Below are 24202 nucleotides of genomic sequence, written 5' to 3' on the forward strand. Positions count from 1 at the left end.
TACAGTAATTATTCAATAAAATTATTTTTATATTCGTATTATATCAAATAATAAACACTAAAAAAAGTTTAATATTCGTTATTATTAAATTAAAAAATAAAAACCTTATAAGCTTTACAGGCTTACAAGGCTATATTTAATTAAGAAATAATTAATTACTAAATTTATTATATTATTCTAAGCATTTCTTTATTCTATTTAAACCTTCTTTTATCTTTTCTTGTGATGTTGCATATGATAGTCTCACATAATTATCTACTCCAAATGCTATACCTGGAACTACTGCTACTTGAGCGTCTTCTAGCAATAAATTTGCAAAATCCATGGATCCATTTATATCTATATTTTTAATTTTTTTACCAATAGCATTAGAAATATTGACCATAACATAAAACGCACCCTTAGGCTTTTTACAACTTAATAGAGGAATTTCATTAACTAGTGAAACCATCAAATCTCTTCTTAAATTAAACTCTGCTTTCATATTATCGATTGATGAAGTATCTCCTTCTAAAGCTTCAATACTAGCGTACTGAGCTACAGTATTAGGATTTGATGTAGCATGACTTTGCATATTGCTCATAATTGATGCAATTTCTTTGTTTGATGCAGTGTATCCTATTCTCCATCCAGTCATCGCATATGCTTTTGACATACCATTTATAACAATAGTTCTTTCTTTTATTTCTTCAGAAAATGATGCAATACTAATATGCTCACCATCATAAATTAATTTTTCATAAATCTCATCAGATATCACTATTAAATCTTCTTTAATAGCTAAGTCAGCGATTTTCATAAGCTCATCTCTAGTATAGAGTGCACCTGTAGGATTTGATGGGGAGTTGATTATAATAGCTTTTGTTTTATCAGATATCACAGAAGAAATATCAGCCGCTGTTATTTTAAACTCATTTTCTTCTAATCCTTCAATTATTACAGGCTTTGCTCCTGACATATTAATTAGCTCAATATAGCTCACCCAGTATGGAGAAGGTACAATGATTTCGTCCCCAGGATTAACAATAGCTTCAATTGCATTATGTAAAGAATGCTTTGCTCCATTTGAAACCACAATCTGTCCAGGTTCATAATCTAATCCATTGTCATTTTTTAATTTTTTAATAATTGATTTTTTTAAATTTGGCATTCCATCTGCTGCAGTATAACCTATTGGGTCATTTTCTATAGAATCTATTGCTTTTTTTCTAATATTTTCTGGTGTTTTAAAATCAGGTTCTCCAACGCTAAAGCCTATAATGTCTATCCCTTCAGATTTCATTTTTTTCTCTTTCGCACTTATAGCTAATGTTATTGAGGGCTCAATAGCCGAATACTTCTTAGAATACTCCATTAATAAATACCTCCTCCTATGATATAATTTCATTATACTATATTCTCAACAATATACAAGACTTCTATCATTATATTAAAAAAATGATTATTATCTTTCAAAATTCATATTTATATGTGAATAGTTAATATACTATGATATAATACACCTAAAATTTTAAGGAGAGCCAAATGTATAATAAAAACATTAATATAAAAGTAGATTATAGAATAATTAGAGAAGATGGTATGGACCAAGATATAATCATCCCTATCGAAAACGGACTTATAGATTTGAATGTATCTGATTTTAAAATTTTCGATAGGATACAATTTACTCATATTTATGCCATCTTACTAAGAATAACAAATCAGAACATGACAATTTGCATACACCTGCTTAAGGATATAGATATTTTTTCCAGCTTTGTAAATATGGATATTGACTTAGCCAAAAAAAATATGGTTATCAGTAAAAATGACAACCATACAATAATAAATATTGAATCAGTTAATTAATCATATTATTAATTTGCCTTTTTAAATATAGCCCTACTATTTCAGAAAATCTATCAATAGAATGAATATATGCAAAGTCTTTGCCATAAATCAATTTTTCTGCGTCCAAATCCTCTATTTCACCAGTATATACACCAAGCACTGCTATACCTTTCATTCTAGCTTTTCTCACTTCATGAGCAGTATCCTTTACAGCTTTTATACCTTTATAATCTGCATCTCTATTAAAAGCTAAAGAAGAGGTTTTAGTAACCTTTACATCATTTGGTTTTCCGTCACTTAGTACAATTAAAATTTTATGCTCCTCAGGTCTTTTTTCTAATGATTCAACTACTGCTCTTATAGCCAATCCATCTCGGTTACTTCCAGTGGCATAGTATTCAAAAATATTTTTATTTTTTATAATTGGATCATTATAGTCTCTGAATCTTCTTATAATAGTAAAATCTAAAAAGTTATTAAAACTTAGCACCCTATTTGGTATATTAACAAGAGACAGAGCTTGTGAGATAACATACCCTTGTGAAGCTACTCGGCTTTGGCGCTCCATTTGAGAACCGCTTGAATCAAGAAGTATGTCCACAGCAAAATCTCCAATATCCTCTTTGACCTCTTTTTCAAACACCTTGGAATTATTTAGATATTTAATTTTCCATATTATATCTCCTCTAAGCATTCCATTATCTGATATATTTTTACTATATTCAGTATCTCTTAGTATGGTTCTTTGAATTATATCTTTTAACTTACTTATATTTCTGTTGTAAACTCTATAGTGATCGTTATAATCAATCATATTCTTTTCTTTTTGTTTTTTTACATACTTGACTCTGTAATTATTAATATGACTGAGCTTAAAATTTCCATCTGTTATGTGAATATGGCATCCTTTATGCATTCCAGTACAGATTTTTTTTTCTAGTTTTCTAAGTTCATCAAAAGACACTATTGATGCCCCGTAATACTGCTCAATTTTATCTGTGAGTTTGTTGTATACCTCTGGATTAATATTAAAGTTCATTTTATTATCTTCAAACTCGTATCCATCCTTAGGGTCTATTTTACTTGCATTTGGGTTATATTCTGCCGAAACATATTCTTCCTGTAATTCATCATATAAATATGAATTTGGCGAATCCTTAGTTGTGGTATCAGTATTATCACTTAATGCTTCTTTTTCCTCAGGAGCTACATTTTCATTGTCAAAATAGCTTTCAAAATGGAAGTAGTCTTGAAATATTTTACTTAAAAATTCAATCAGCTCAATAGTAGAACTTATGGATTTACCTTTATCAATTTCTTTAACTAACTTATATACTTTTGAATTTACTGCTGGAGATTTTCCAATCTTCCTAGAATAATAAGCAAATCTAATTTCATCTGCTGAATCCTTTGGTTTATTAAAAAAGAAACTACTTAATATTTTTTTATATACATCTTCTTTTAGTTTTTTTATAGCGGGTCTTGATATTTCAATATTACTAATTACATTTTCTTCTAAGACAAGTACCGCAATTTGAAAAAACGGTTTAGGATCTGAAATTTCAACCTTAATTTTATTAATATATGAATATATCATCTCATAATCAAAGAATCTATAAATTCCGCCTAAAACAGTATTATTATATAAATCTATTTTCCTATCTCCAGTGAATTTTACAAGTGTAAAATCAGGGTCTATAGAATATTTCTCAGAAATAGTCCATACAACATTTGAAAACCTTTCTTCAGATTCTCGTCTCAATAAATTATTATCTTCCATAATTCATCCTCTTTCACAGTTACTACAACCTAAAAATATCTTCTTTTCCCAAGGATTTAGGTATTCTTAGTTCAATTACATCAGAAATAATTTCTTTTTCAAACTCATCAAAAGTTTTACCAAGTATACCCATTTTTACTGCAAGCAATGGCTCGAGTCCTCTATTGATTGTTCGCAACGCTCCTATCAAACCTCTAAGATCAACTGCTTTAGTTGATATCTCAGAATTTTGAGATTTGAGCTGTAAATCCAAAAATAATCCACTGAACTGCTCTAAATATTCTTCATTTAGATTAGGAAATTCAGATAGTAATATTTTCGTTAATTTAGACTTTGTCATAGGCGGTATGTCAATAACCATAAAACGAGATACTAGAGCTTCGTTCAATTCTTTTGTTCCAGCATATCCATAATTCATAGTCCCAATAAATCTGGTAGCTTCATTAAGATATATCTTATCGTATCCAGGCACATCTATTATTCTTCTGTGATCAAGCGCTGAGTGAAGTACAGCTACTGCATCATTTTTAGCCATATTTATTTCATCAAAAATTCCAAATCCTCCATTCTCAGCACATTGATAAACCGAACCCTTTCTAAGATCAACTCTATTATCTACAAAGGTATCTGTTCCAATTAATGCCGAGCTATCAGTATTAACATGAAAAGAAACTGTCCACGCAGGCCTATTAAATGCACAAGCAAGATTATCAGCAAGTACGTTCTTACCTGTGGCTTTTGGTCCACTAATTAAAATATGCTCTCCTTCTAACAATGCAGCTATAGCCATATTCCAAACTTCTCTTCCATAGTAGTAAAATCTTGGTTTTGGGATTCTTAAAAGGTTTTCTTCTTTATTATCATAAAATTTTCTAAAATGAAGTAAGTCTTCTATTAATTTTTCATCTACATTATGTGATTTTAAAAATTCAATCATGGCAATTCTCCTTTAGAAACTCTTTATTTTCACTATAAATTAATAAATTATTTTATATAACATAATAGATAGATTATAACATTATAAGACTGAAATGAGTAAAGAATTTAATACTTAATTCTTGTATACAATATTATTTTAAAATTTAATAAATGCAATTTTTAAATCAATAATTGCATTTATTAATATTAAATTTTCGTTATTCAGATAAATTAATTTTAGGTTTATACGTTAAATATAAACAAATAATAATGTTATCGTTGTGTATACAGAATAATCATAAAAAATAAATTTTGCATATCGAATAATATAAATTGCAATTTTACGAAAAAATGTATTGATTTTTAATTTTTATAGTAATATAATCATTTCTAATAATCTAAATGAAATATATAACGGAGGGATTGCCTTGTACAAAATTACAGTTATTCCTGGAGACGGAATAGGAGAAGAAGTTACTCAAAGTGTTATTCAGATGGTTGACTCACTTAATTTGCCAATCGAATGGGAAATAGTTAGTGCAGGGCTTAATACATATAATAATACAGGTGAACTTTTGCCAGAATCTGCATTAAACAGTATTGAAACAAATAAAATTGTTTTAAAGGGTCCTATAACTACACCTATCGGCTATGGATTCAAAAGCATCAATGTAACTCTTAGAACAAAATATAATCTATATGCAAATATCCGCCCTGTAAAAAATCTAGGCGTTATAGATAGCAAATATAAAAATATTGACTTGGTTATATTTAGAGAAAACACTGAAGATTTATATGCTGGAATAGAAGAAAAAATAAGCGATAATGAATGCCATAGCTTAAAAATAATTACTAAATCAGCAACACTTAAAATTGCACATGAAGCTTTCAAATATGCTCAAAGCATGAATAAAACCAAAGTTACTGTTGTAACAAAAGCAAATATAATGAAGTTAACAGATGGTCTATTTTTAAATACAGTCAGAGAAGTGGCATTAGATTATCCAAATATAGAGCTAGAGGAATTGCTAATTGACAATATGTGTATGCAGTTAGTTTTAAATCCTTCTAGATATCAAATTATTTTAACATCCAACCTGTATGGCGATATTCTCTCAGATTTATGCGCCGGCTTAATTGGAGGCCTCGGCCTTGTTCCAAGTGCAAATATAGGAAAAGATATTGCATTATTTGAAGCTGTACACGGAAGTGCTCTAGATATAGCAGGAGCTAACAAAGCTAATCCTACAGCATTAGCACTAAGCGCAGCTATGATGCTAGATTATATTGGTGAAAACTTAGCAGCAAAGAAATTAAAGAATGCTCTTAATGAGGTCTTATGTTATGAAGATAATTTCACATACGATTTAGGTGGCAACCTATCAACATCGGATTTTACGCAAAAAGTTATAGAAACAATTCAAACTCTTTAATTTAATTGGAGGAATAAAAATGGAAACAGCAATTGATAAACTAGCTATATTAACAGAAAGTAATAGCCTAATAGAACCAGAGCTTTATGATAAATATAATGTAAAAAGAGGTCTTAGAAATTCAAATGGCACTGGAGTTCTAGTAGGGCTTACTAAAATTGGTTCTGTGGAAGGTTATAAACTTATTGATGATAAAAAAATCCCAAAAGAAGGTAAACTTTTTTATAGAGGAATCAATGTCGAAGAGATTGTAGATGGATTTCAAAAAGATAATCGTATGGGTTTTGAAGAAACCACTTATTTGCTTTTATTTGGAAAACTTCCAAACAAAACTGAGCTAGATGATTTTAACAAATTGCTTTCTGAAATGAGATGTCTTCCGAAACACTTTACTGAAAATATGATTTTAAAAATACCTAGCTCAAACATCATGAATAAATTGCAAAGAAGTGTCCTTGTTTTATATTCAAGCGATGATAATCCTGAAGACTTAAGTGTAAGAAATGTTCTTAAGCAATCTTTAAACTTGATAGCAAAATTTCCTACTATTATTTCCTATGGCTATCAAGCTAAATCACACTATTTTTATGATAACAGCTTATTTATCCATTCACCGAGAAAAGATTTAAGCACAGCTGAGAATATACTTCATATGATTCGTCCCGATAGCACGTATACAAAAACAGAAGCAGAAACTCTAGATTTAAGCCTTGTTTTACACGCTGAGCATGGAGGAGGAAACAATTCAGCCTTTGCTACTCATGTCGTATCTTCAAGTGGAACTGATACATATTCAGCTATCGCTACTGCAGTCGGTTCTCTTAAAGGGCCAAAACACGGAGGAGCAAATCTTAAAGTAAGAGATATGGTAGCTGATATAAAGGAAAATGTAACTAATTGGTCAGATAAAAACTTATTAAAGGATTACTTAGTTAAAATTCTAAAAAAAGATGCTTTTGATAATTCCGGTCTAATTTATGGCATGGGCCATGCAGTATATACTCTTTCGGATCCAAGAGCTGAATTATTGAAAAAGAAAGCCAAAGAACTTGCATGCGAAAAAGATAGTTTAAAAGAATATGAACTTTACACTAATATAGAAGAGCTTTCAAAAGAAATATATAAAACCTTTAAAGGCGAAGATGCCGTAATTTCTGCAAATGTAGACTTGTATTCAGGTTTTGTATATGAGCTGCTAAATATCCCATATGATTTGTATACCGCCTTATTTGCTACATCAAGAATTTCTGGTTGGTGTGCTCATCGAATCGAACAAATCATAAGTGACAAAAAAATAATGAGGCCAGCTTACAAAAGCATAGACAAAAACATAAACTATATAGATTTAGATTTAAGATAATAAGCATAAAAAAATCCATTACGGAAGCAGAAATTTTCTGTTCTTAATGGATTTTTATTTTTGTAATTATACGAGTAGACCTATAAGCCGAGTTCTGGTGGTAAACCTTCAAGTACTTCTATTTGCTATACTTGGAAGTTTGCCATATCCATTCTTAGACCTATAAGTAGCTTGACCTCACTATAAAATAGACTATGCCTATAACACAGATTATGTGTTATTAAAAAACTTTATTTCATAAATATTATAACACAAGAGGCAAGAAAACTAGGAGATGATTTTATGTTTGTTCATGAAAAAAAAGAAAAAATAAAGCTAGAATATTTTGATGAATTCTTAGCTTATATGACTGTAGAAAGAAATGCTTCAAAATTTACTATTTCTTCATACACTAGTGACTTTAGAATTTTAGAAGAATACCTGAAAGAAAGAAATATGAAAGTGAGCATAGAAACACTTAATGTAGCAACCATTAGGACCTTCATTCACTTTTTAAGACTTGAGAAAGAATATACAAATGAAACGATAAGACGAAAAATATATGCCCTAGGATCTTTTTTTAAGTTTTTAGTAGAAAATGAATATATAGGAATGGATAAAAATCCCATGTCAAAAATCCGAGCACCTAAAAAGGAAGAAAAACTACCGATTTATTTAAGTGAGAAAGAAATTAGAACTCTACTTGATACTATAATGAAAACTGGCGGCAAGGATGCAATTAGAGATAAAGCTATAATATCTCTATTTGCAATGACTGGACTAAGAAGGATGGAGTTAATAAATCTAAATTGGGAAGATGTAGATTTTGGACAAAAAACAATAAAAGTAACTATGGGAAAAGGAAAAAAACAGAGAATACTTCCCATGCCAGAAACACTATATCAGGACTTATTGGCATATATGAATAATTCCCTTCCCATTACTAATACAGCATTATTTATAACTAGTAATAATAAAAGAGTAAATTTTAGAGGTATGAACAATTTATTTCAAAAATATATAAAAAGAGCTGGACTATCTGGAAAAGGATACACTCTGCATAAGTTAAGACATAGCTATGCTTCTCTTTTAGTTCAGCAAGGTGTAGATATTTCTATAGTGAAAGAGCTAATGGGACATAGTGATTTTAATAGTACTAAAATATATGTTCATTTAAATATGAATAATCTAAGAGATAGTGTAGATAAGCACCCATTATCCCACATTTAATTTAATAGGAGGAATAATAATGAAAGAATCTACGATTATAAAAATATCAAAGTTTTTAGATGAAAATGGTTTTGAGTTATTAAATCATAAAAATAATACACTGCGAATTAGGCATTTAAGTTGCGATACAGAATTTGATTTAAATTATACCTCTAAAAAGAATATTAAATGCATTCGTTGTAATCCTATTGAAAAATTAAAAAAAGAGTCAAGTTTGAAAATTTATCAGTTAAACGAAAAATTAAAGGAAAATAACCAAGATTTAGTTGCAAGGTTTAGCTATATTAGAACTACCAAAGATAAGGTTGTAATTGAAAATACTAAAACAAAAGAAGTCTCTAAGTCAAATAGGTACGAAAATATAATTCATCATAACAATACTATTTCTTTTGATATTTCTACTAAAAACGAAACTATAGTTCAGCATGCTTTTCAAGAATTTGGATTTAATCCTGACCCCGATTTTGTTCTAAATATAGCTAAAAACCTTCAATTTCCAGATTGTAAGTCAAAGCAACCACTTAGATTTGATTTAGCTCTACGCTATTATGAAAGCATTGTTTTAATTATAGAAATAGATTTGGATTCTCATTTTTATGATAATTCAAAAAATAAAATGTTTAATGAATATGTATCTTTAAATGATCGAATAAAAAAAGACTCTATTAAAGACAAATACTGTTTATATAGGGAATATCCTCTTTTAAGGCTTACACCTATTTCTTCAAGAAGTAAATATGATGAATCTAGATTAATTAAACTAAATAACAATAAATACTGTGCACAATTAATTGGTACTACAAATTCTTTTAATAAGTCAGTTGATATTATGACTCAAGTTAACAAAGAAACTAATAATAAATCTTTTGAAAAGTTCATTAAAGATATTAAAGATAACATAATTTATTGCATAAATTAAAGGTGATACTGTGAGAAATTGGTATTATCTCAAAAATAAATAGTAAATTTAAGAAATCCTAGACAATTTAAAAGTTTACAGATATGTAAACCAATAGAATAATCTAGGATTTTTTAATGCATATACTCTTTGACCTATATAATCAGTCTATTTGACTCCAAGACTTTTATTATTGTATAACATATACTTGTATAAAATTAAGAAAAAATGTCTTATATATTATAAGGTTTATCTTTAAAGCTAAAATAAATGGTTTTTTGAATGTTTAAAGATTTCTCTACCATAAAAGAAAAATTAAAAACCCCTCTTAAATTAAGAAAAAACATTAATGATATTTGCACATAAAAGATTCCCATAAAGAATCTTTAGATTTATCAAACCTACTACTCATATCAGTTATATTTGCATTATTTGAAATAACTTTCTTTAAACAATTATTAAACCAATTATCGCTATTTGCGATAGGTAGATATTTTCAAATTATATATTTATTTTTAGAAAGTGTAATTAGTAATTCGGAAATTCAAGGAGGAATTACTAATGAAAAGTTTAAAAGTAGCGGTGGAAATGTATCAATGCGATTTAATGTTGACTGGAAAAAAAGAAAGCACAATTTTATCTTATATGAAAGATGCTACTACATTTCAAGAGTTTCTAGAGAAAAATATGAAAAAAAGCAGTTGGGAAATTGATATTAAAAGTATTAAGAGAAAAGAAATTGTTAAATTCAAGCAATATTTAATAAAAGATAAGAACTATTCAGATACAAGCGTAAAAAGAATATTTAACTCATTAAGAACTTTTTACAAATTTTTAAATGAGCAGTTTGAAGTTGAAAATCTTATGTTGAATGAAGCTTTTGGGAAGAAAAAAGATATTGTAGCACTTAAAACATCTAAGAGAGAAAAAATAATTGCTCAAGAATCACTTCTAGAGTTTTTTGACAAGCTTAGGAAAACCAATGATTCAATTAGAAATACATCAATTTTTTCTATTTTGCTGCTCGTCGGAATAAACGCTGAGGAAGTAATTAAGCTCAAATGGAGTGATTTGGATTTTAATAAGAGAACCATCAAGATACAAAGAGATGAATTAATTGAACTTCCTATATCTTTATCCTTAGCGAATCAGCTTAAAACTTATTATATCCTACAGAAAGAAAAAAAGATTAATTCTATATATATTTTTAATTCTATAAATAACCCGAATCAAGCTATGTCAATAAATTCATTAAAATCAATTTATAAAAATAATTCTAAAAATATCAATATCACTGGAGGAATAAAAGCCTTTCAAGTTACATTCATAATAGAAAATTTGAAAAAAAACATAAGTTTACACAAAATAGCTGAATTTACTGGACATAAAAGAGTAGATTCTCTAAGTATATACAAAGATTTAGCATAAAATTATAAATTATGGAGGAAAATGCATGAGAACAATAAAAACAGTAGTTAAAGAATATAAGGAATTCTTACAATGCGAAGATCTCGCTGAAAGTACAAAGGAAAAATACAGTGCAACAATTGACGAACTAGTTGATTTTATAAAAGTTAAATATAAAAAGGCTAAATTTATCAGCATACTCAAGCACGATATAATTATTGATTTTTCAGAGCATTTATTTGAAAAAAATGAAAAAACAGAGACAATAAGAGTTAAATTATATGCAATTAAAAAATTTGTAATGTTTGTTATTGATATGCAATATATTAATCAAAAAAATATTTCTATTTCAAGGAATTTTATAAATCATATTATTTCTACCAGAAGAACTATTAAAAATAAAAGAGGAGTCATAAAAGATAAAGATTTTAATTTGATTTTAAAAGCTTTTGAAAATAATAATAAGAAAAAGCTCATACTTTTACTTAAACATGAGTATGGATTTAGGATATCTGAAGTTCTATCCATAAAGTGGAAAGATGTAAATTTAGAAGAAAATAAGATTTATATAAACAATAAAAAAGGAAATGATGCTAAAGTATTCAAGATTGATGATAAATATATGAGACAAATTGATAAGCTTGATAGAAAAAGCGAATGGGTTTTTTCATCGGATAAAAATCAAAACGGTCAAATACACAGATCTACAATAAGTAAAAACTTTAAGAATATAAGAGAGCTCAATAGCATTGATGAGAATATTTGCTTACATTCACTTAGAAATACTTTTACTACTAATAGTGTTATAAAAAACACTGAAGATGCTTATATACAAAGGCATACTGGACATAAGTCCCTAGATGTTTTAAATAAATATATTGTTTTTGAAGCTGATAATCTAAGAGATGTTGTTGATAATAGTTCACTTGACTTTATAATTGGAAATTAACATAAAATTAAAAAAATAGTTTTTGAAACAAAAAACACCTACTAGATTAAAGAGGTGTTTTTTTACACTCTGAATTATTAACTATAGTTATACCATAATAAAGGAATTTTTCATGGGAAGATGTAATTAAATACAAAAATAGATGCTTAGGCAGCATCTATTTCTAATTCTTCTTCATTCAAATTATCAGACTATCAAATTTATCTTTATGGATAAGTGAAATTAATTGCATTTTTTATAGAGGTTTTTAGTTTTTAATCATATTTTTAGCGGAATGTGGTTTCTTACTTAATTGTGACAGAGAGTCACGATTAGAAGGACTCTGGTTTCAATCCTTGTTTTAGTGGAATGTGGTTTCTTACTCAAAATGATAATTATTATCTAATATATCATTTTGTCGTGTTTCAATCCTTGTTTTAGTGGAATGTGGTTTCTTACCCATCTTAACAATTGATATAGCATTTGCAACTATTATAGCATATATTCTTATTTTTTGATACTATAAATTCCATGTTATAATTATACATTTTCATGCATATCAACCTCTTTTCCGCAACTTTCTATATGCTTTAAGCCCTTATATACCAACACCTAGAGATTTATACATTTTTATTTTTTAAAAAATTGGGGTCGTTAAATAATAATTTAAAAACTATCTTCTAGAAGAAAAAGTTTAATAATTGATTTTGCTTATAAACCGTATGAATAGATTAAAACCTATGATACAATATATTATCAGATTTTTCAAAACAGTAGAATATATACTATCTTATTTATTTTTGGAGTAAGATTTTCTAGATTCTCATATACGAAATACAGCAAAAAATAGAAAACAGCATTTATATTCCAGCAACTAAAATGGACCTCTATAGTTTGATATAGGGGTCCATTGTCATTAAATTATTGTAATTTATATTTTAATAAGTCTTTAGTAGAATATCTAGAATATACTTTCCTCAAATTTAAATCATATAATCTTATGTCAAATTCTTCCTTTAGTTCATCTTCGATAATTTCTTTAAGCATAACGGATTTTGAATTGCTTACTCCAATTGCTCTCATGCTTTTTATCTCACCATTCCTAGAATCTGAAAGAATTATATTTAATAAAAATCCTTGATTTTGACTTATTTCTTTAATATGCGATAAGTTTTTTGATAAATGTGGAGTATATGGAGCATCCATCCATTGCATATTCCCAAATTTTATAACAAAGAATAATATTCCATTTCTCTTAACAAGTTCCAATTTAACTTTATCCTTGCTTATATTTTTGATTTCTTGGGAGCTTGGATTACAAAATTTCACATTCATTATTATTCCGCTATCAGTTACATCAATCTTTATTCCTTCTTCTCCAACTAACTCATCATACTTTGAACCTACTTGATATATATTCATATTATATTCTCCTTTAATTTTATTTTTAAGTTTACACTTATGTTAAAATTTCCAAAATAAGTTACTACAGTTATATCTATCCTATAATCTAGTAACTCTCTGTGCTTTTCTGAAAAATACTACTTTATCTACATCTAGAAAGCCTATACTACTTAATAACAAGCTAGATTCATAACTATAATCAAATATTGAATCTGCATAATTGACAAAAGAATCATACACACTGTTTATTAAGAAAAAATTCTCTCCTATGTTAATTTCTGAAGCTTTTATACTTGAATTTGATAATGTTCTGGTCTCTTGTATATTGCATAGACATAACCATATATATTGATTAGTAGTGATATAATCAGACAAGAAATAAAATAAATTACTATGCTTTTGATATAATTCTTTTACATAATCTCTAATTTCATCTATTTGATAAATCTCTAAAGGATTATCCATATATCCACTAAATGTAATAATTAGCTTGCCTCTTGCATCTACTCCTGCAGTTTCAAAAAATTTTATTGCATCATCTAATCTCTTAAAATCTTTCTTTTTAACTTCTTCTTTATCTATACTGTAGAAAAATAAGCTATTTGCCTCTATAGTTTGATTCTTTGTGATTTTGTTTAATATTTTTATCATGTTGAAATATCCTCCTTGAATTTTTACTTTAAATTTGTGAATACATTGAAAATAGTATTTGTAATATATGAAAGTTTATTCTAGAATTTTCACTACATCCTGATTATACATAAGACCGTAATCGCTATCATATTCAAATCCATGCATTTCATTGCAGTAAGGGCAGTACCAATAATCAGTTTTGTAATTTACAGGTATAGCAGGATAATGATGCAGTATTAACCAATATAAATCAGTGCTAAAATTAATATAATTTTCCGTTGCTGGAAGAAATATTTTATTCTCAAAATTTGACTTCAAATTTTGATCTAAAAGCAATATTATTGCTCCATATGAATTGCATTTTTCACATATAATTCCATAAGCAGGATCACAGATTATAAAATAATTTGTAAAACCACCCTTAAATAAGCTTCCCACTGTAAGTGTTGAAAGTACTTTAGAATTAATTAAATTAATCGCTCTTACTCTTTCAGATGGATCAATTTGCATCTCTTCATAAAACTCTTTTGCTGAATACCTTTTAGTTATTCCATCTAAATTAATATAATTTAGCCAGTTCTTTTCCACTTGAGCATCAAAAAAATTTAAGTTACTATTCATATTAACCATTTTACTTCCTCCTTAGTTTTTTAGAAATTTCATTATTTTCTATTTACATTAGTCCCATCAATTTCAAAGTTTATAAATTGAAATTTTTCATCAAATCATTCCTTTCTAATTTTTTGTTTAGGAAAGTTAACTATGGATAAAATTATACAGTGAAATTAAATAAGCCAGGTTGAATGCTAGGCTACTTTTAAAAAGGGGGATTTTATGAATCTTGAGTTGAATGTTATGGAATATGTGGAATTGCTAAGAGAAGTTATTGAAAACGAAGATAAAGAGAGCTTTATTGATAATATCTTATCCAAATATGAAAAGACAAAGTGTGTTTTCCACCTTACTCTTTCGTTATCTCATAAAGCAGAAATTGAACAAGTGATAAAAAAATCAGACAATACATCCTTAGGTCTATATATTCAAAGACTTGTGCAATCAAAAGGAAAAAGAGATCCTATCATATATATGAAAGCTAATCTATCTAAAGATTATTGGAATAAATTAATTAATAATAGAATTGAAAATCCTTCAAAGTATAGAATGATAAGAATAGGGTTAGCACTGAATCTTGATTGTGAAGAAATGAATAATCTTCTAAAGAAAGCTGGACACTCTTTTACTAATAATAATAAGGACTCTCTTCTAATTTGGTTTTTTGACAAAAATATTTATGATATTAACTTCATAGATGAAGTTATGATAAAATACGATATAGAACCTATTTTCAATTCATAGTTGAGCTTTTTCACTAATATTCAAAGAAGTTATAATAATATATTTGAGAACTCTTTTTAATAATGCTATTAAAATATATAAGTTTTATTTCCTTTATTAAAAAAGGCTGAGATAAATTAATTCTCTCAGCCTTTAAATTTCTTTTTGAATTTCATAAAATAGGTCGCACTATTAGAAGAATAAATCTGTTAGATATAAAGTTTACCTTTCCTCCTGAATCTGGATAAGCAGTCCGTTTTACCACAACCCTAAACGAACTAGCTATAAAAGAAAGACGGCTCACCTGTAAGATTTATAACTAATTATAGGAAAAATAAAAACAAAAAACCCCAGGCTCTTTATGCTCTGGGGAAAAAAGAAAAAATGGAGTTTTTACGGCTAACTTCAGGGGAGAACTTAACCATAATTTATTATAACACACGATATGGCATACTTTCAAATTCTGACACAGTATATAGGGGCAAGGTGATGATTTTGTAATATTTGAATAAAAAAAGACTAAGAGATTAACTCTTAGCCTTAGTCTTTAATTAGTCCAAGCCTTTTTAGCAGCGTCTATGGAAAGATAAACTACACCATCCCACATATCTCTTGTTGGCATTGGAACTAGCTTATGTTCTGTTCCGTAAAACAGAAGATAATCTAGCTTTCCAAAATCCTCTTTCTCTCCCATCATCATCCATCCACTATAGTTATCCCCAACTGGATTTATGCTTCTTAATTCATCACCTTTATAAGCATACATAGTTGCAGCTCCTCCACCTGATGCTCTCATAAAGATGAAATCTTTTCCGCTTGTTCCAGCTTTTGCAACAAAGATGTCCTTTGGGTAAAGAGTGAGTCTGGAAGTAACCCTTACAGCATCAGCATTTGTTGCTGTAATGTTGTATTCAGATGGGTCATTGCCTGGAAGTGGTGCAAGTGCTCCTTGAAGCTGGTCTGGCGTTAGCACTTTTCCTTCTTCAAACTTTTGTCCATTTGGAAGAGTTGGAAGATTAGTAGGCGGTACTACTGGAGGAGTAAAATCTTTAGAAATAAAGTTTACCCTTCCCCCAGAACCTGGATAAGCAGTCCATTTTACCTCAACCCCAAAAGAGCTTGCGATAAAAGAAACTGGAACCATGGTTCTTGAGTTTCTTATAACTGGAGCTGTTCCTTTTCCTGGATCAACTTCAACCCTTTGTCCATTAACTACTGCATACTTACTTCCAATTGTAAGAACTACAACTGTGCCATCTGCTTCAACTTTCACTTCCTGAGTCTTTCCATTCCAAGTTGTGTTAAATCCAAATGCCTGAGATACGAACGATATTGGCACCATCGTTCTGTTTGTTGAAGAGATGTAGGCTGGTGAATCTGGATGAACCTGTGCGTTGTTTACGAATAGGTCTACTCTTGCTGTGGATGCAAAAGAAATAACTGCAAATGAAAAGAAAATAATTAAGGATAAAATTGAGATTTTTGATAAGTTTTTCATGAATTCCCCCTGTTTTTAATTAATATTTCATCCATTTTATCTGTATAAAATAATCATCATTTTAAAAACAATACTAGAGCTATTATCGCTATGCTTAAACCTAAATTAACAATTTGATTACGAAATAACTTATTACTTAAAATCTCATTTTCTGATTTTATTCTTTGGATTTCGTCTGTTATCTTTGATTTTATAGACTTGTTTTCTATATCTATATATTGAATTATATTCTGTTCTACTATATCCATATTTTTTTTATTTTCCTTGATTATATTATGGAACATAAATGAATTTTTATCGTCTATTTCTGTATATAAATCATCAATTTTCGCTTTCATTTCCTTTGTAGAATTACTTAATTCTTGATTTATTTTAGTTGTATCTAATTTATAATGCATTAAATTATTTTGTAGCATATCTTCTATCTTTATTATTGAATTAATCGTATTATCAAGATTTTGTTTATTTATTTTAGTTTGTTGATATAATTGTTCTATTTCACTAAGCGTTTGAGAAACAGTTTTTATATTTGAAACATACCCTTCAAACTCTTCAATAGTGCTATTAAGCTTCTCTACTTCTACCATAATCTTTCCCCCTCAATTGCTCGTATTCTTTTTGTAGATTCTTTTAATACTTCACTTAAGCTATATTCATCATTAATAGCTTTATATGTTTTAATGGGATTTTTATTCAGCTTTAAATGCAGTAATTCTGAAATATAGTTTTTATTTTTATTGTCTAAATGTTTGCTAATCAATATACATTTTTCATATATTTCATCTTTTTCTTTTTCAGGAAAATTTTGAATTTCTTCAAAAGAAGATTCCAACCGAGTTTTTCCGTCTACATTTAAATAATCATCATTTAATAGTTTTATAATTCCTGACAAAAAATTTAATCCTGTGTTGTTTTTGAAACTTTCCAAAAACCTTCTTAGTGATATATCTAATTTTTCAAGCTCTTCTTTTTTCAATATTTCATTCTTTTCATTAAAGATTAATGAAAACCATAAATCTTTATTTTCAGGATCTTCAGAAATATAATCAAATTTAAAAACACCTTCGTCAAACTTGAAATATTGTTCCATATAAGCTTTAAATTCTTCCTTAGACTGATTTTTAGAGCACTGAGTATAAACTGTATATATTGATTGTAGTCTATGATAAAGTATATTCTCATATTGCCACTCAAGAAGTATATGAATCATTTTGTTTATATGAGAGTAATTTTCCCTTTTATAGATTTGAAAATATTTATTTGAAGAAACTTTGTTACTATTTTTAAAATTGAATTCTTTGTCATATTTATTGACATACTTAATCAGGCTAGTTTCTATACTTTCTTGACTATAATCTTCAAAAGTTACTTTAATTTGTGGGTGATGTTCATCCCAACTCTCTATTATCCAATCTTTTACAATCCCTATAATACTTAATTTATATATAGCTTTTTCTAAATCTGATTTTTTTAGTAGGAATTTATCTTCTGATCCCTTTTTATTTTTTAATATATCTTCTACTCCAGAAATTGATACTTCATAGTTTGGTTTTGCAAAACTGTGGAAAATATGTCTAATTATATTAAATTCATCTTTTATATCTTTTGCACTTGAAGTAAATAAGAACAAGCTATTGAATACATCTCTAGAATTATACTTATGTTCCTCTAATTTAGAACTTATGTCTTCAATTTTAGGAATTCCTGTAAAAATATCATCAAAGTAATCTTTCCCCTTAAATTCTTCTGATAACAATATATAGCAATCAGCTTTTTGTTTATCTCTTCCAGCTCTGCCAGCTTCTTGATATAGCGATTCAAGGGAACTTGGAATTCCAAAATGAATAGTATTTCGAATGTTAGGTTTATCAATCCCCATTCCAAAGGATTTAGTCGCTACAAGCCAATCAAACTCATCATTTATAAACCTTTCTTGTACTTGTTCTTGATGTTCTTGAAATTTATCCATTCTCATTTCATATTTCAAACCTTTAGGAATTGAACCAGAGTACCATTGCACATCTATTTTAAATTCTTTTTTTAAAGATTCTGAAAGCTCGAAGCAACCTAGTAAGCCGTTGTTTACAAATTGTGTAAATATCAATCCTGAGCCTTTATTGTCATTTTTCTCATGTATTAGTTTTTTAAATAGTTTAATTAATTCATTATATTTTCCTCTTTTATTCTTCCCATCATCATTTATTATATGAAAATTAAGTTCTTCTCTCGTAAAAGACAATTTAGTTTTAACATTTTCTTTTGGGATATCAAATTCTACCATTATATCTTTCAGCACATTTACGGATGCAGTTGCAGTTAATCCTAAAATTCTCGTTCCTTTGCAATACTCTTTAATAGTTTTGGCTAAATTTAAATAAGATGTTCTAAAATCATGCCCCCACTCGCTAAGACAGTGAACTTCATCTATAACTGCAAGACCAAAATTAGAAAAATTACTTATTTTTTGTAGCTTTAAGCGAAATTCTTCAGTTTGAAATCGCTCTGGAGAAATCCAAACGAATTGATATTTCTCTGAACCTAATTCATTTTGTATCTTATTCTTCTCAGATGCATTTTGGCTACTATTAATAAAATTTGTATTATGAATAGATTTCTTATCAAGTCCATCTCTTTGGTCTTTCATTAGAGATTTAATAGGAACCACTATAAAACTGATACAAGGCTGTAGCAGTCCTACAAACTGATAAATTAACGATTTGCCTCCACCTGTAGGAAGAAGACCTAATGTGTCCTCACCTTTCAATGAATTTACTACTACAGGAAGTTGTCCGTCATTGAAATTATCAAATCCAAATATATTTTTTAAAATAAATTTTAATGACTTTAAATCGCCAGAACTTCCACCAATTTCAAGAGGATATTTAATTGGTTTATCTGTACTTACTTTGAAATAATTATTTTCGTCAAAATAATCGCTTCTAACATATATTTTATTGCGTTCAATTTCATCTATATCATTTTCATCTGTCCATCTTTTAAAAAGGGAAAAATCAATATTTATAGCTTTTTTATTTAAAACTAATTTTTCATTAGTACTTTTATATATTTTTATAATAGGCCTATTAAATTCCAGCTTATTTAATTTGCACAAATGTTCTAACCAGATAAATAAGTCATTTAATGCTAATTCTTCAAAATCTTTAATATCTCTTTCTATTATATTTAATATCCAATTTTTATCATTTAATTTAAGCATGTCTTTTTCTAAAAGAGAAAGTATTAAAATTTGAAATCTAATAATGGCTGTATATTTTAATATAGATTCATAATTTCGAAAGGTATTTATATCTTTTTGCAGTTCTAAAAAAAACTTGTACTTATATAATTTCTCTTCATGTGAAGATAAATGATTTTTTATTTCATGTATTTTTTTTAACAAAATTTCAGTTTTTCTTTTAATGTCTTTAGCATCTATTCTAATAGTTTTTATGCCGTTTTTAGCAAGGTACAAGTCTCTTTGTTTGTCATTTATACGAGTTTTGTTATCAGTCTTATGAGATTGTCCATCAATTTCTATTACTAGTTTAGCTTGTTCAAGATAAAAATCCACTTGTTGGTTCACAAAAGATTCATTCTCTTCATTTTGATTTATTATTATTTCTGTAAAAGATACTTCAGGTATTATTAAATTTTGGATGAAACTATATTCACCAAGATAATTAGGTATAATTTCTTCAAAAAAAACAAGTGCTGGGTAATCACCCTTGGAATCATCACCCTTAATAGTTTTAATCCATAGAGCTTCTTCATCTGATATTAAATATAAAGGAGTGTTAAATTCTTTTGTAGTGTATATATCACCTAGATTTTCAATTAAATATTGAGAGGCTTTTGTAGGGCATCCTCTTTGAAGAATATTCTTAAGTATACATATAACCTTATAATAATTATTTTTTTTATTTATAGGTTTATTTATATTTTGAATAACGAAATTATGAGTAGTATTAGAATAGTTTGCACTGTATTTTCCATAAAGGAATTATCCATATACGGTTTTTTCTTTTCTCTTGGTTTTTTTAAAATTAAATCATTTTCATGAAATAAATTTTTAACATTTTTATTTTCTGGCTCCCCAATTATACTTGAGGATAAGGTTTTCTTCTTATCCATTTATCCTCACCCCTTTTAAATATTTTGTATACAATAAGTCTAGAATTATTTTTCTTTTGAATAATTATAGCATATGATAATCTGTATATTTATAGATTTTAGAAATCTTCTTAAAACCTTAAAATTCCAATCATAATTTTAAGATAATTCTCTTGTTTATTTAATTCTGTTTCCTAAATAATAGTTATTATGTGTATTCATATACATTTCAAGTTTATATTTTTAAAACTTATGGAATTATTTAATTGGCTAAATTTTTAACTGGATTTTAATAATATTTTATCATATATTCTTGTATAAAATTAGGGAAATATGTCTTATACATTTGTATAAGGTTTATCTTGAAGCAAAAATGAATGGTTTTTTAAATGTTTAAAGATTCCTCTACTATAAAAGAAAAATTAAAAACCTTCTTTAAATAAAAAAAACAAAAAATTATACTTATAAAATATAGCTAATAAGCAATACCTAATTTGATTTTAAATCCATCCTTCCGATGCCTCTATATACATACACTATTATATATTGCCATTTCTCTTATCTCTTTAGTTAAAATAATTCCTAATGAATGAATGCCTTTATCCTTTTTAGATTAAAAGCAGTAATACCTTGATAATGCTTTTTATGTCAAATATTTCTCTAAAGTATCTAGATCTCCAATCTCTGTTAATAATTTTACAGCCCAATTATAAGCAGATTCGTGGAGAGTTATAGGATTTTGGACGATAAACTCTTCCCTTTTGCTACTTTTTACGATATTTTCTGCATCTATAAGAATCTTGTCAAATTTAACAATTAATTCCATAACTGTTTTTATAGCTAATAAATGAGCCTCGTTTTTAATATCTGTTAACATAGCACAACTCCAGAAAAAACTTCTTTAATATATCATTTCAAAATATTGAATAAAGTTTATTTAAGACTCTCATTAGTTTGACTTATTTTATCAATTACTATTTTTTTCTAAAGAAAGTCTTTTTAAATCACTTAAGTCTTCTTATATATGTCCTTGGAAAGCTTGAAACCTTATTAAAGCCCCATAGAATACTTTTTTTAAAAAAGGGTAATCCCAAGCCATAATAAGGACTTGGGATTAGGGGTTGGGGTATTGCATATTCTTTATGGGAAAAGAATTTTTCTCTTCCAGACTACTTAAGTCTGGGGGGAATTAAGTAGTTGGCTTATTATATCACAGACATTTTTATTTTTGTAAGGCTTTTAAAAAATGTCAATATTTTGTAAAAATTGTCAAATTATTTGAAAAAAATATCTAAATTCATCTCTTTTTTATTTTTATTATTTGTAGCATCCTCAATAATATTTTCATCTTGAATTTGATTTTTGTGATTAAAAATAGTGGTCTTATTTGATTTAGTATCAATTTTTAAGTTTGAATGAGATAAATCATATGTCTCTATTTCTAAACTTGTAGCTTTATTGTCTTGTTTCTTCATCAGCTCTATTTCTTCTTTTAGTCTATTATTTATATTTTTTATAGCAGAATCATTAAAATCTATTGAGCAGTAAAATGCATAATTTTTATCATCTAATCTTGCTGCAACGCTAGAAATGCTCATTCCTTTATATGTTTCAAATTTGCTTATTTCTTCCTGCCTATAGTTTTTAGACAGCGATAGAGCTGTTAGCCTTGCATTTCCCTCCACTTTCGCATAGCAATCTATTAAAACTGGCTTATTCCCTTCATTCGTTTCCTCTATTTTGCATGGAAGAAGTATTGCTTTAGATGTCATTATCTCTTCTAGTTCTTTAGCATCTAAAGAACCTTTTTTATTAGAACTTCTAAGATTAACAAGATCATCTAAAACCTCTGCATGCATCTTATTTACCCTAAACTTTTCTACATTTTCATTGGAAAGAAGGAAAAAAGGGCCAATTTTATCTTGGATAGCTGCAAGCTCTGCAAAAGCTTCTAAAGAATTATTCTTTAGTCTTATGTTTTCAAAAGATGATGGGAGAATTGCTGAAACAGAAATGTGCTTATCTGTAAAAACAGACTGCATCATATTAGCTATTCCTGCCACAGAGCCTCCACCAGTTCCACCACCTAGAGAGCTCATAATATGGATGTACTTCATAGAAGTGTATTTTTGATTTATTAAATCTATAATCTGCTTTGCTACAGATTTTACTAGCTGTTTAGATAAAGTCCTGTTCTTTGCCGTTCCGTCCCCATTTTTGATATGAAACTTAAATTCTTTTTCTATGTCAAGAGAATCTAAATCATCTGTCGATGAGTTTATTGCTATTACATTAAATCCTCTTTTATATAGCTCTTCTGCCATATTCCCACCTGCTTGACCAAGTCCAAGTACTAACATTTCATTCTTCATAAAAACTTCCTCCTTTTATTTGTTGTATTTTTCATTAACTTTAACCAAAAACTCTTCATGATTTTCTAAATCCAGGTAGTAAGTCTTAGCATTTCCCCTTGCTAATAGCCCTTTTTTTACAATCTCTAAACTTTCAAATATCTTTATATATTTTTTTAGAAATTGAGAACTAGCTTTAATATCTTTTTCATTCATCTTTTCCTGAATTTCTTTTACAGCAACTGAGTCTAAAAAACTAGTAGCTCCAAGCTCTTTAAGGCTAGTTAGTATTTCTAAATGCTCTTTTCTTAAATCAAACTTCATTTTTATCACTCCTTCTAAATTTTAAGGGATTTATTTATACAACAAGCATATACCTATGCTCTATTTTGGATTGATACATATCATATATATGTTATATATATGATTGATATATGCTTGCTGTATGATTAATAAATGATTAATATTTGATATATTTCCTATATGTTAGTCTTCATCCTCTTCTTCCATATCATCTAGTTCCTCGCTCATTTCTTTTAGTTTTTTAAATCTTCTGCTTTCTAGCAGGTATACATTTCCACTTTCAAGAATTTCTTCTAAAGCTTCTCTATCGCTTACAACATAAGCTGTGGTGGTTTCTCCTTGCCAATCTGTTCCATCTATTATCACAAATCTTCCATCTCTAAGTTTTGTGATTCCTTTGTGTCTTCCAGCTCCTCCATTGCACATATTTCTTCCATCCCAAAAATCTAGATTGTTATTATATTCTACTCTCGCTATAATACTTCTCTCATATTCTTCTCTTTCATAAACATTTACTTTGCTCATTTTAAGTCCTCCTTAAAAAATTTTCAATTTTATGTGTTAGCAATACCTAGCTTCTACCCTCCTGTCTATGATGTATTTATGTAGCAACAATGATATTTCAATGATTTATCTAAGATAATTGAATGACTTATCCAAGATATTTAGCTGCTACATACATTACACGCATAAAAATTGATTTTTAGAAAAAAATATGTTATTTTTAAAGTTTATGAATTAATTTATGGATAAGTGAAAATAGTTATATTCTATCTGATGAAATTTTTAATTATTGTTATGA

General features: G+C 27.8%; 22 protein-coding genes. 8 read left to right on the top strand and 14 right to left on the bottom strand.

What is annotated here, in order from left to right; all coding sequences use genetic code 11:
• Positions 1–172: 172 nt before the first annotated feature.
• Entirely contained in the window at positions 173–1354 is a 1182-nt protein-coding gene (locus CLOST_RS06375; RefSeq protein ID WP_013361452.1) for a pyridoxal phosphate-dependent aminotransferase, read from the bottom strand.
• A gap of 170 nt (positions 1355–1524) precedes the next feature.
• Between CLOST_RS06375 and CLOST_RS06380 the strand changes: the two genes are divergently transcribed.
• The gene (locus CLOST_RS06380; protein ID WP_013361453.1) at positions 1525–1851 is read left to right on the top strand and encodes a hypothetical protein; all 327 of its coding nucleotides are present in this window, start codon (positions 1525–1527) and stop codon (positions 1849–1851) included.
• On the opposite strand, the gene CLOST_RS06385 is transcribed toward CLOST_RS06380, so the two are convergent.
• Together CLOST_RS06385 and CLOST_RS06390 are read right to left on the bottom strand one after the other, a co-directional pair.
• Positions 1844–3613: a vWA domain-containing protein gene (locus tag CLOST_RS06385; protein ID WP_013361454.1), complete on the bottom strand. Its 1770-nt coding sequence runs from the start codon at positions 3611–3613 to the stop codon at positions 1844–1846. The genes CLOST_RS06380 and CLOST_RS06385 overlap by 8 nt on opposite strands.
• A gap of 22 nt (positions 3614–3635) precedes the next feature.
• On the bottom strand, positions 3636–4550 hold the full coding sequence (locus CLOST_RS06390) for an AAA family ATPase (RefSeq protein WP_013361455.1): 915 nt from the start codon (positions 4548–4550) through the stop codon (positions 3636–3638).
• Positions 4551–4959: 409 nt separating this feature from the next.
• Here CLOST_RS06390 and CLOST_RS06395 point away from each other — a divergent pair, with 409 nt between their 5' ends.
• The 6 genes from CLOST_RS06395 (at position 4960) to CLOST_RS06420 (ending at position 11787) form a co-directional block, all read left to right on the top strand.
• A complete protein-coding gene (locus CLOST_RS06395) occupies positions 4960–5964 on the top strand; it encodes an isocitrate/isopropylmalate dehydrogenase family protein (RefSeq protein ID WP_013361456.1) in 1005 nt (334 codons plus the stop codon).
• Positions 5965–5983: 19 nt separating this feature from the next.
• Positions 5984–7324 (top strand): citrate/2-methylcitrate synthase, encoded by a 1341-nt coding sequence (locus CLOST_RS06400; protein WP_013361457.1) that lies wholly within the window; start codon positions 5984–5986, stop codon positions 7322–7324.
• Positions 7325–7606: 282 nt separating this feature from the next.
• Positions 7607–8533, top strand: a complete 927-nt coding sequence (locus CLOST_RS06405; RefSeq protein WP_013361458.1) for a tyrosine-type recombinase/integrase — start codon at positions 7607–7609, stop codon at positions 8531–8533.
• Positions 8534–8552: 19 nt separating this feature from the next.
• The gene (locus tag CLOST_RS06410; RefSeq protein WP_013361459.1) at positions 8553–9452 is read left to right on the top strand and encodes a hypothetical protein; all 900 of its coding nucleotides are present in this window, start codon (positions 8553–8555) and stop codon (positions 9450–9452) included.
• Positions 9453–9992: 540 nt separating this feature from the next.
• Entirely contained in the window at positions 9993–10859 is an 867-nt protein-coding gene (locus CLOST_RS06415) for a tyrosine-type recombinase/integrase (protein ID WP_013361461.1), read from the top strand.
• 25 nt (positions 10860–10884) lie between these two features.
• Positions 10885–11787 carry a tyrosine-type recombinase/integrase gene (locus CLOST_RS06420; protein WP_013361462.1) on the top strand — a complete coding sequence of 301 codons (903 nt, stop codon included), beginning with the start codon at positions 10885–10887 and terminating at the stop codon, positions 11785–11787.
• Positions 11788–12687: 900 nt separating this feature from the next.
• On the opposite strand, the gene CLOST_RS06425 is transcribed toward CLOST_RS06420, so the two are convergent.
• The 3 genes from CLOST_RS06425 to CLOST_RS06435 all read right to left on the bottom strand — a co-directional run bounded on the left by CLOST_RS06425 (position 12688) and on the right by CLOST_RS06435 (position 14433).
• Positions 12688–13188, bottom strand: a complete 501-nt coding sequence (locus CLOST_RS06425) for a hypothetical protein (protein ID WP_013361463.1) — start codon at positions 13186–13188, stop codon at positions 12688–12690.
• Positions 13189–13269: 81 nt separating this feature from the next.
• Positions 13270–13821: a hypothetical protein gene (locus tag CLOST_RS06430; protein WP_013361464.1), complete on the bottom strand. Its 552-nt coding sequence runs from the start codon at positions 13819–13821 to the stop codon at positions 13270–13272.
• Positions 13822–13896: 75 nt separating this feature from the next.
• Entirely contained in the window at positions 13897–14433 is a 537-nt protein-coding gene (locus CLOST_RS06435) for a hypothetical protein (RefSeq protein WP_013361465.1), read from the bottom strand.
• 204 nt (positions 14434–14637) lie between these two features.
• Here CLOST_RS06435 and CLOST_RS06440 point away from each other — a divergent pair, with 204 nt between their 5' ends.
• Complete coding sequence (locus tag CLOST_RS06440) at positions 14638–15159, top strand: hypothetical protein (RefSeq protein WP_013361466.1); 522 nt, start codon at positions 14638–14640, stop codon at positions 15157–15159.
• 526 nt (positions 15160–15685) lie between these two features.
• Here the strand turns inward: CLOST_RS06440 and CLOST_RS06445 are convergent.
• The 8 genes from CLOST_RS06445 to CLOST_RS06480 form a co-directional block, all read right to left on the bottom strand.
• Positions 15686–16636 (bottom strand): copper amine oxidase N-terminal domain-containing protein, encoded by a 951-nt coding sequence (locus CLOST_RS06445; protein WP_013361467.1) that lies wholly within the window; start codon positions 16634–16636, stop codon positions 15686–15688.
• Positions 16637–16692: 56 nt separating this feature from the next.
• Complete coding sequence (locus CLOST_RS06450; RefSeq protein ID WP_013361468.1) at positions 16693–17223, bottom strand: hypothetical protein; 531 nt, start codon at positions 17221–17223, stop codon at positions 16693–16695.
• Positions 17217–20219, bottom strand: coding sequence for a RecQ family ATP-dependent DNA helicase (locus tag CLOST_RS06455; protein WP_013361469.1), 3003 nt, complete (start codon positions 20217–20219; stop codon positions 17217–17219). The genes CLOST_RS06450 and CLOST_RS06455 overlap by 7 nt, the downstream gene beginning before the upstream one ends.
• 350 nt (positions 20220–20569) lie before the next feature.
• Positions 20570–20767 (bottom strand): hypothetical protein, encoded by a 198-nt coding sequence (locus tag CLOST_RS06460; protein WP_013361470.1) that lies wholly within the window; start codon positions 20765–20767, stop codon positions 20570–20572.
• Positions 20768–21389: 622 nt separating this feature from the next.
• Entirely contained in the window at positions 21390–21623 is a 234-nt protein-coding gene (locus tag CLOST_RS06465; RefSeq protein WP_013361471.1) for a hypothetical protein, read from the bottom strand.
• 397 nt (positions 21624–22020) lie between these two features.
• Positions 22021–23118 (bottom strand): FtsZ/tubulin family protein, encoded by a 1098-nt coding sequence (locus tag CLOST_RS06470; RefSeq protein WP_013361472.1) that lies wholly within the window; start codon positions 23116–23118, stop codon positions 22021–22023.
• 15 nt (positions 23119–23133) lie between these two features.
• Complete coding sequence (locus CLOST_RS06475; protein ID WP_013361473.1) at positions 23134–23421, bottom strand: hypothetical protein; 288 nt, start codon at positions 23419–23421, stop codon at positions 23134–23136.
• Between the two features lie 162 nt (positions 23422–23583).
• Positions 23584–23925, bottom strand: coding sequence for a hypothetical protein (locus CLOST_RS06480; RefSeq protein WP_013361474.1), 342 nt, complete (start codon positions 23923–23925; stop codon positions 23584–23586).
• Between the last annotated feature and the right edge of the window lie 277 nt (positions 23926–24202).

This window comes from Acetoanaerobium sticklandii (assembly GCF_000196455.1).
GTDB classification, from domain to species: Bacteria; Bacillota; Clostridia; order Peptostreptococcales; family Filifactoraceae; genus Acetoanaerobium; species Acetoanaerobium sticklandii.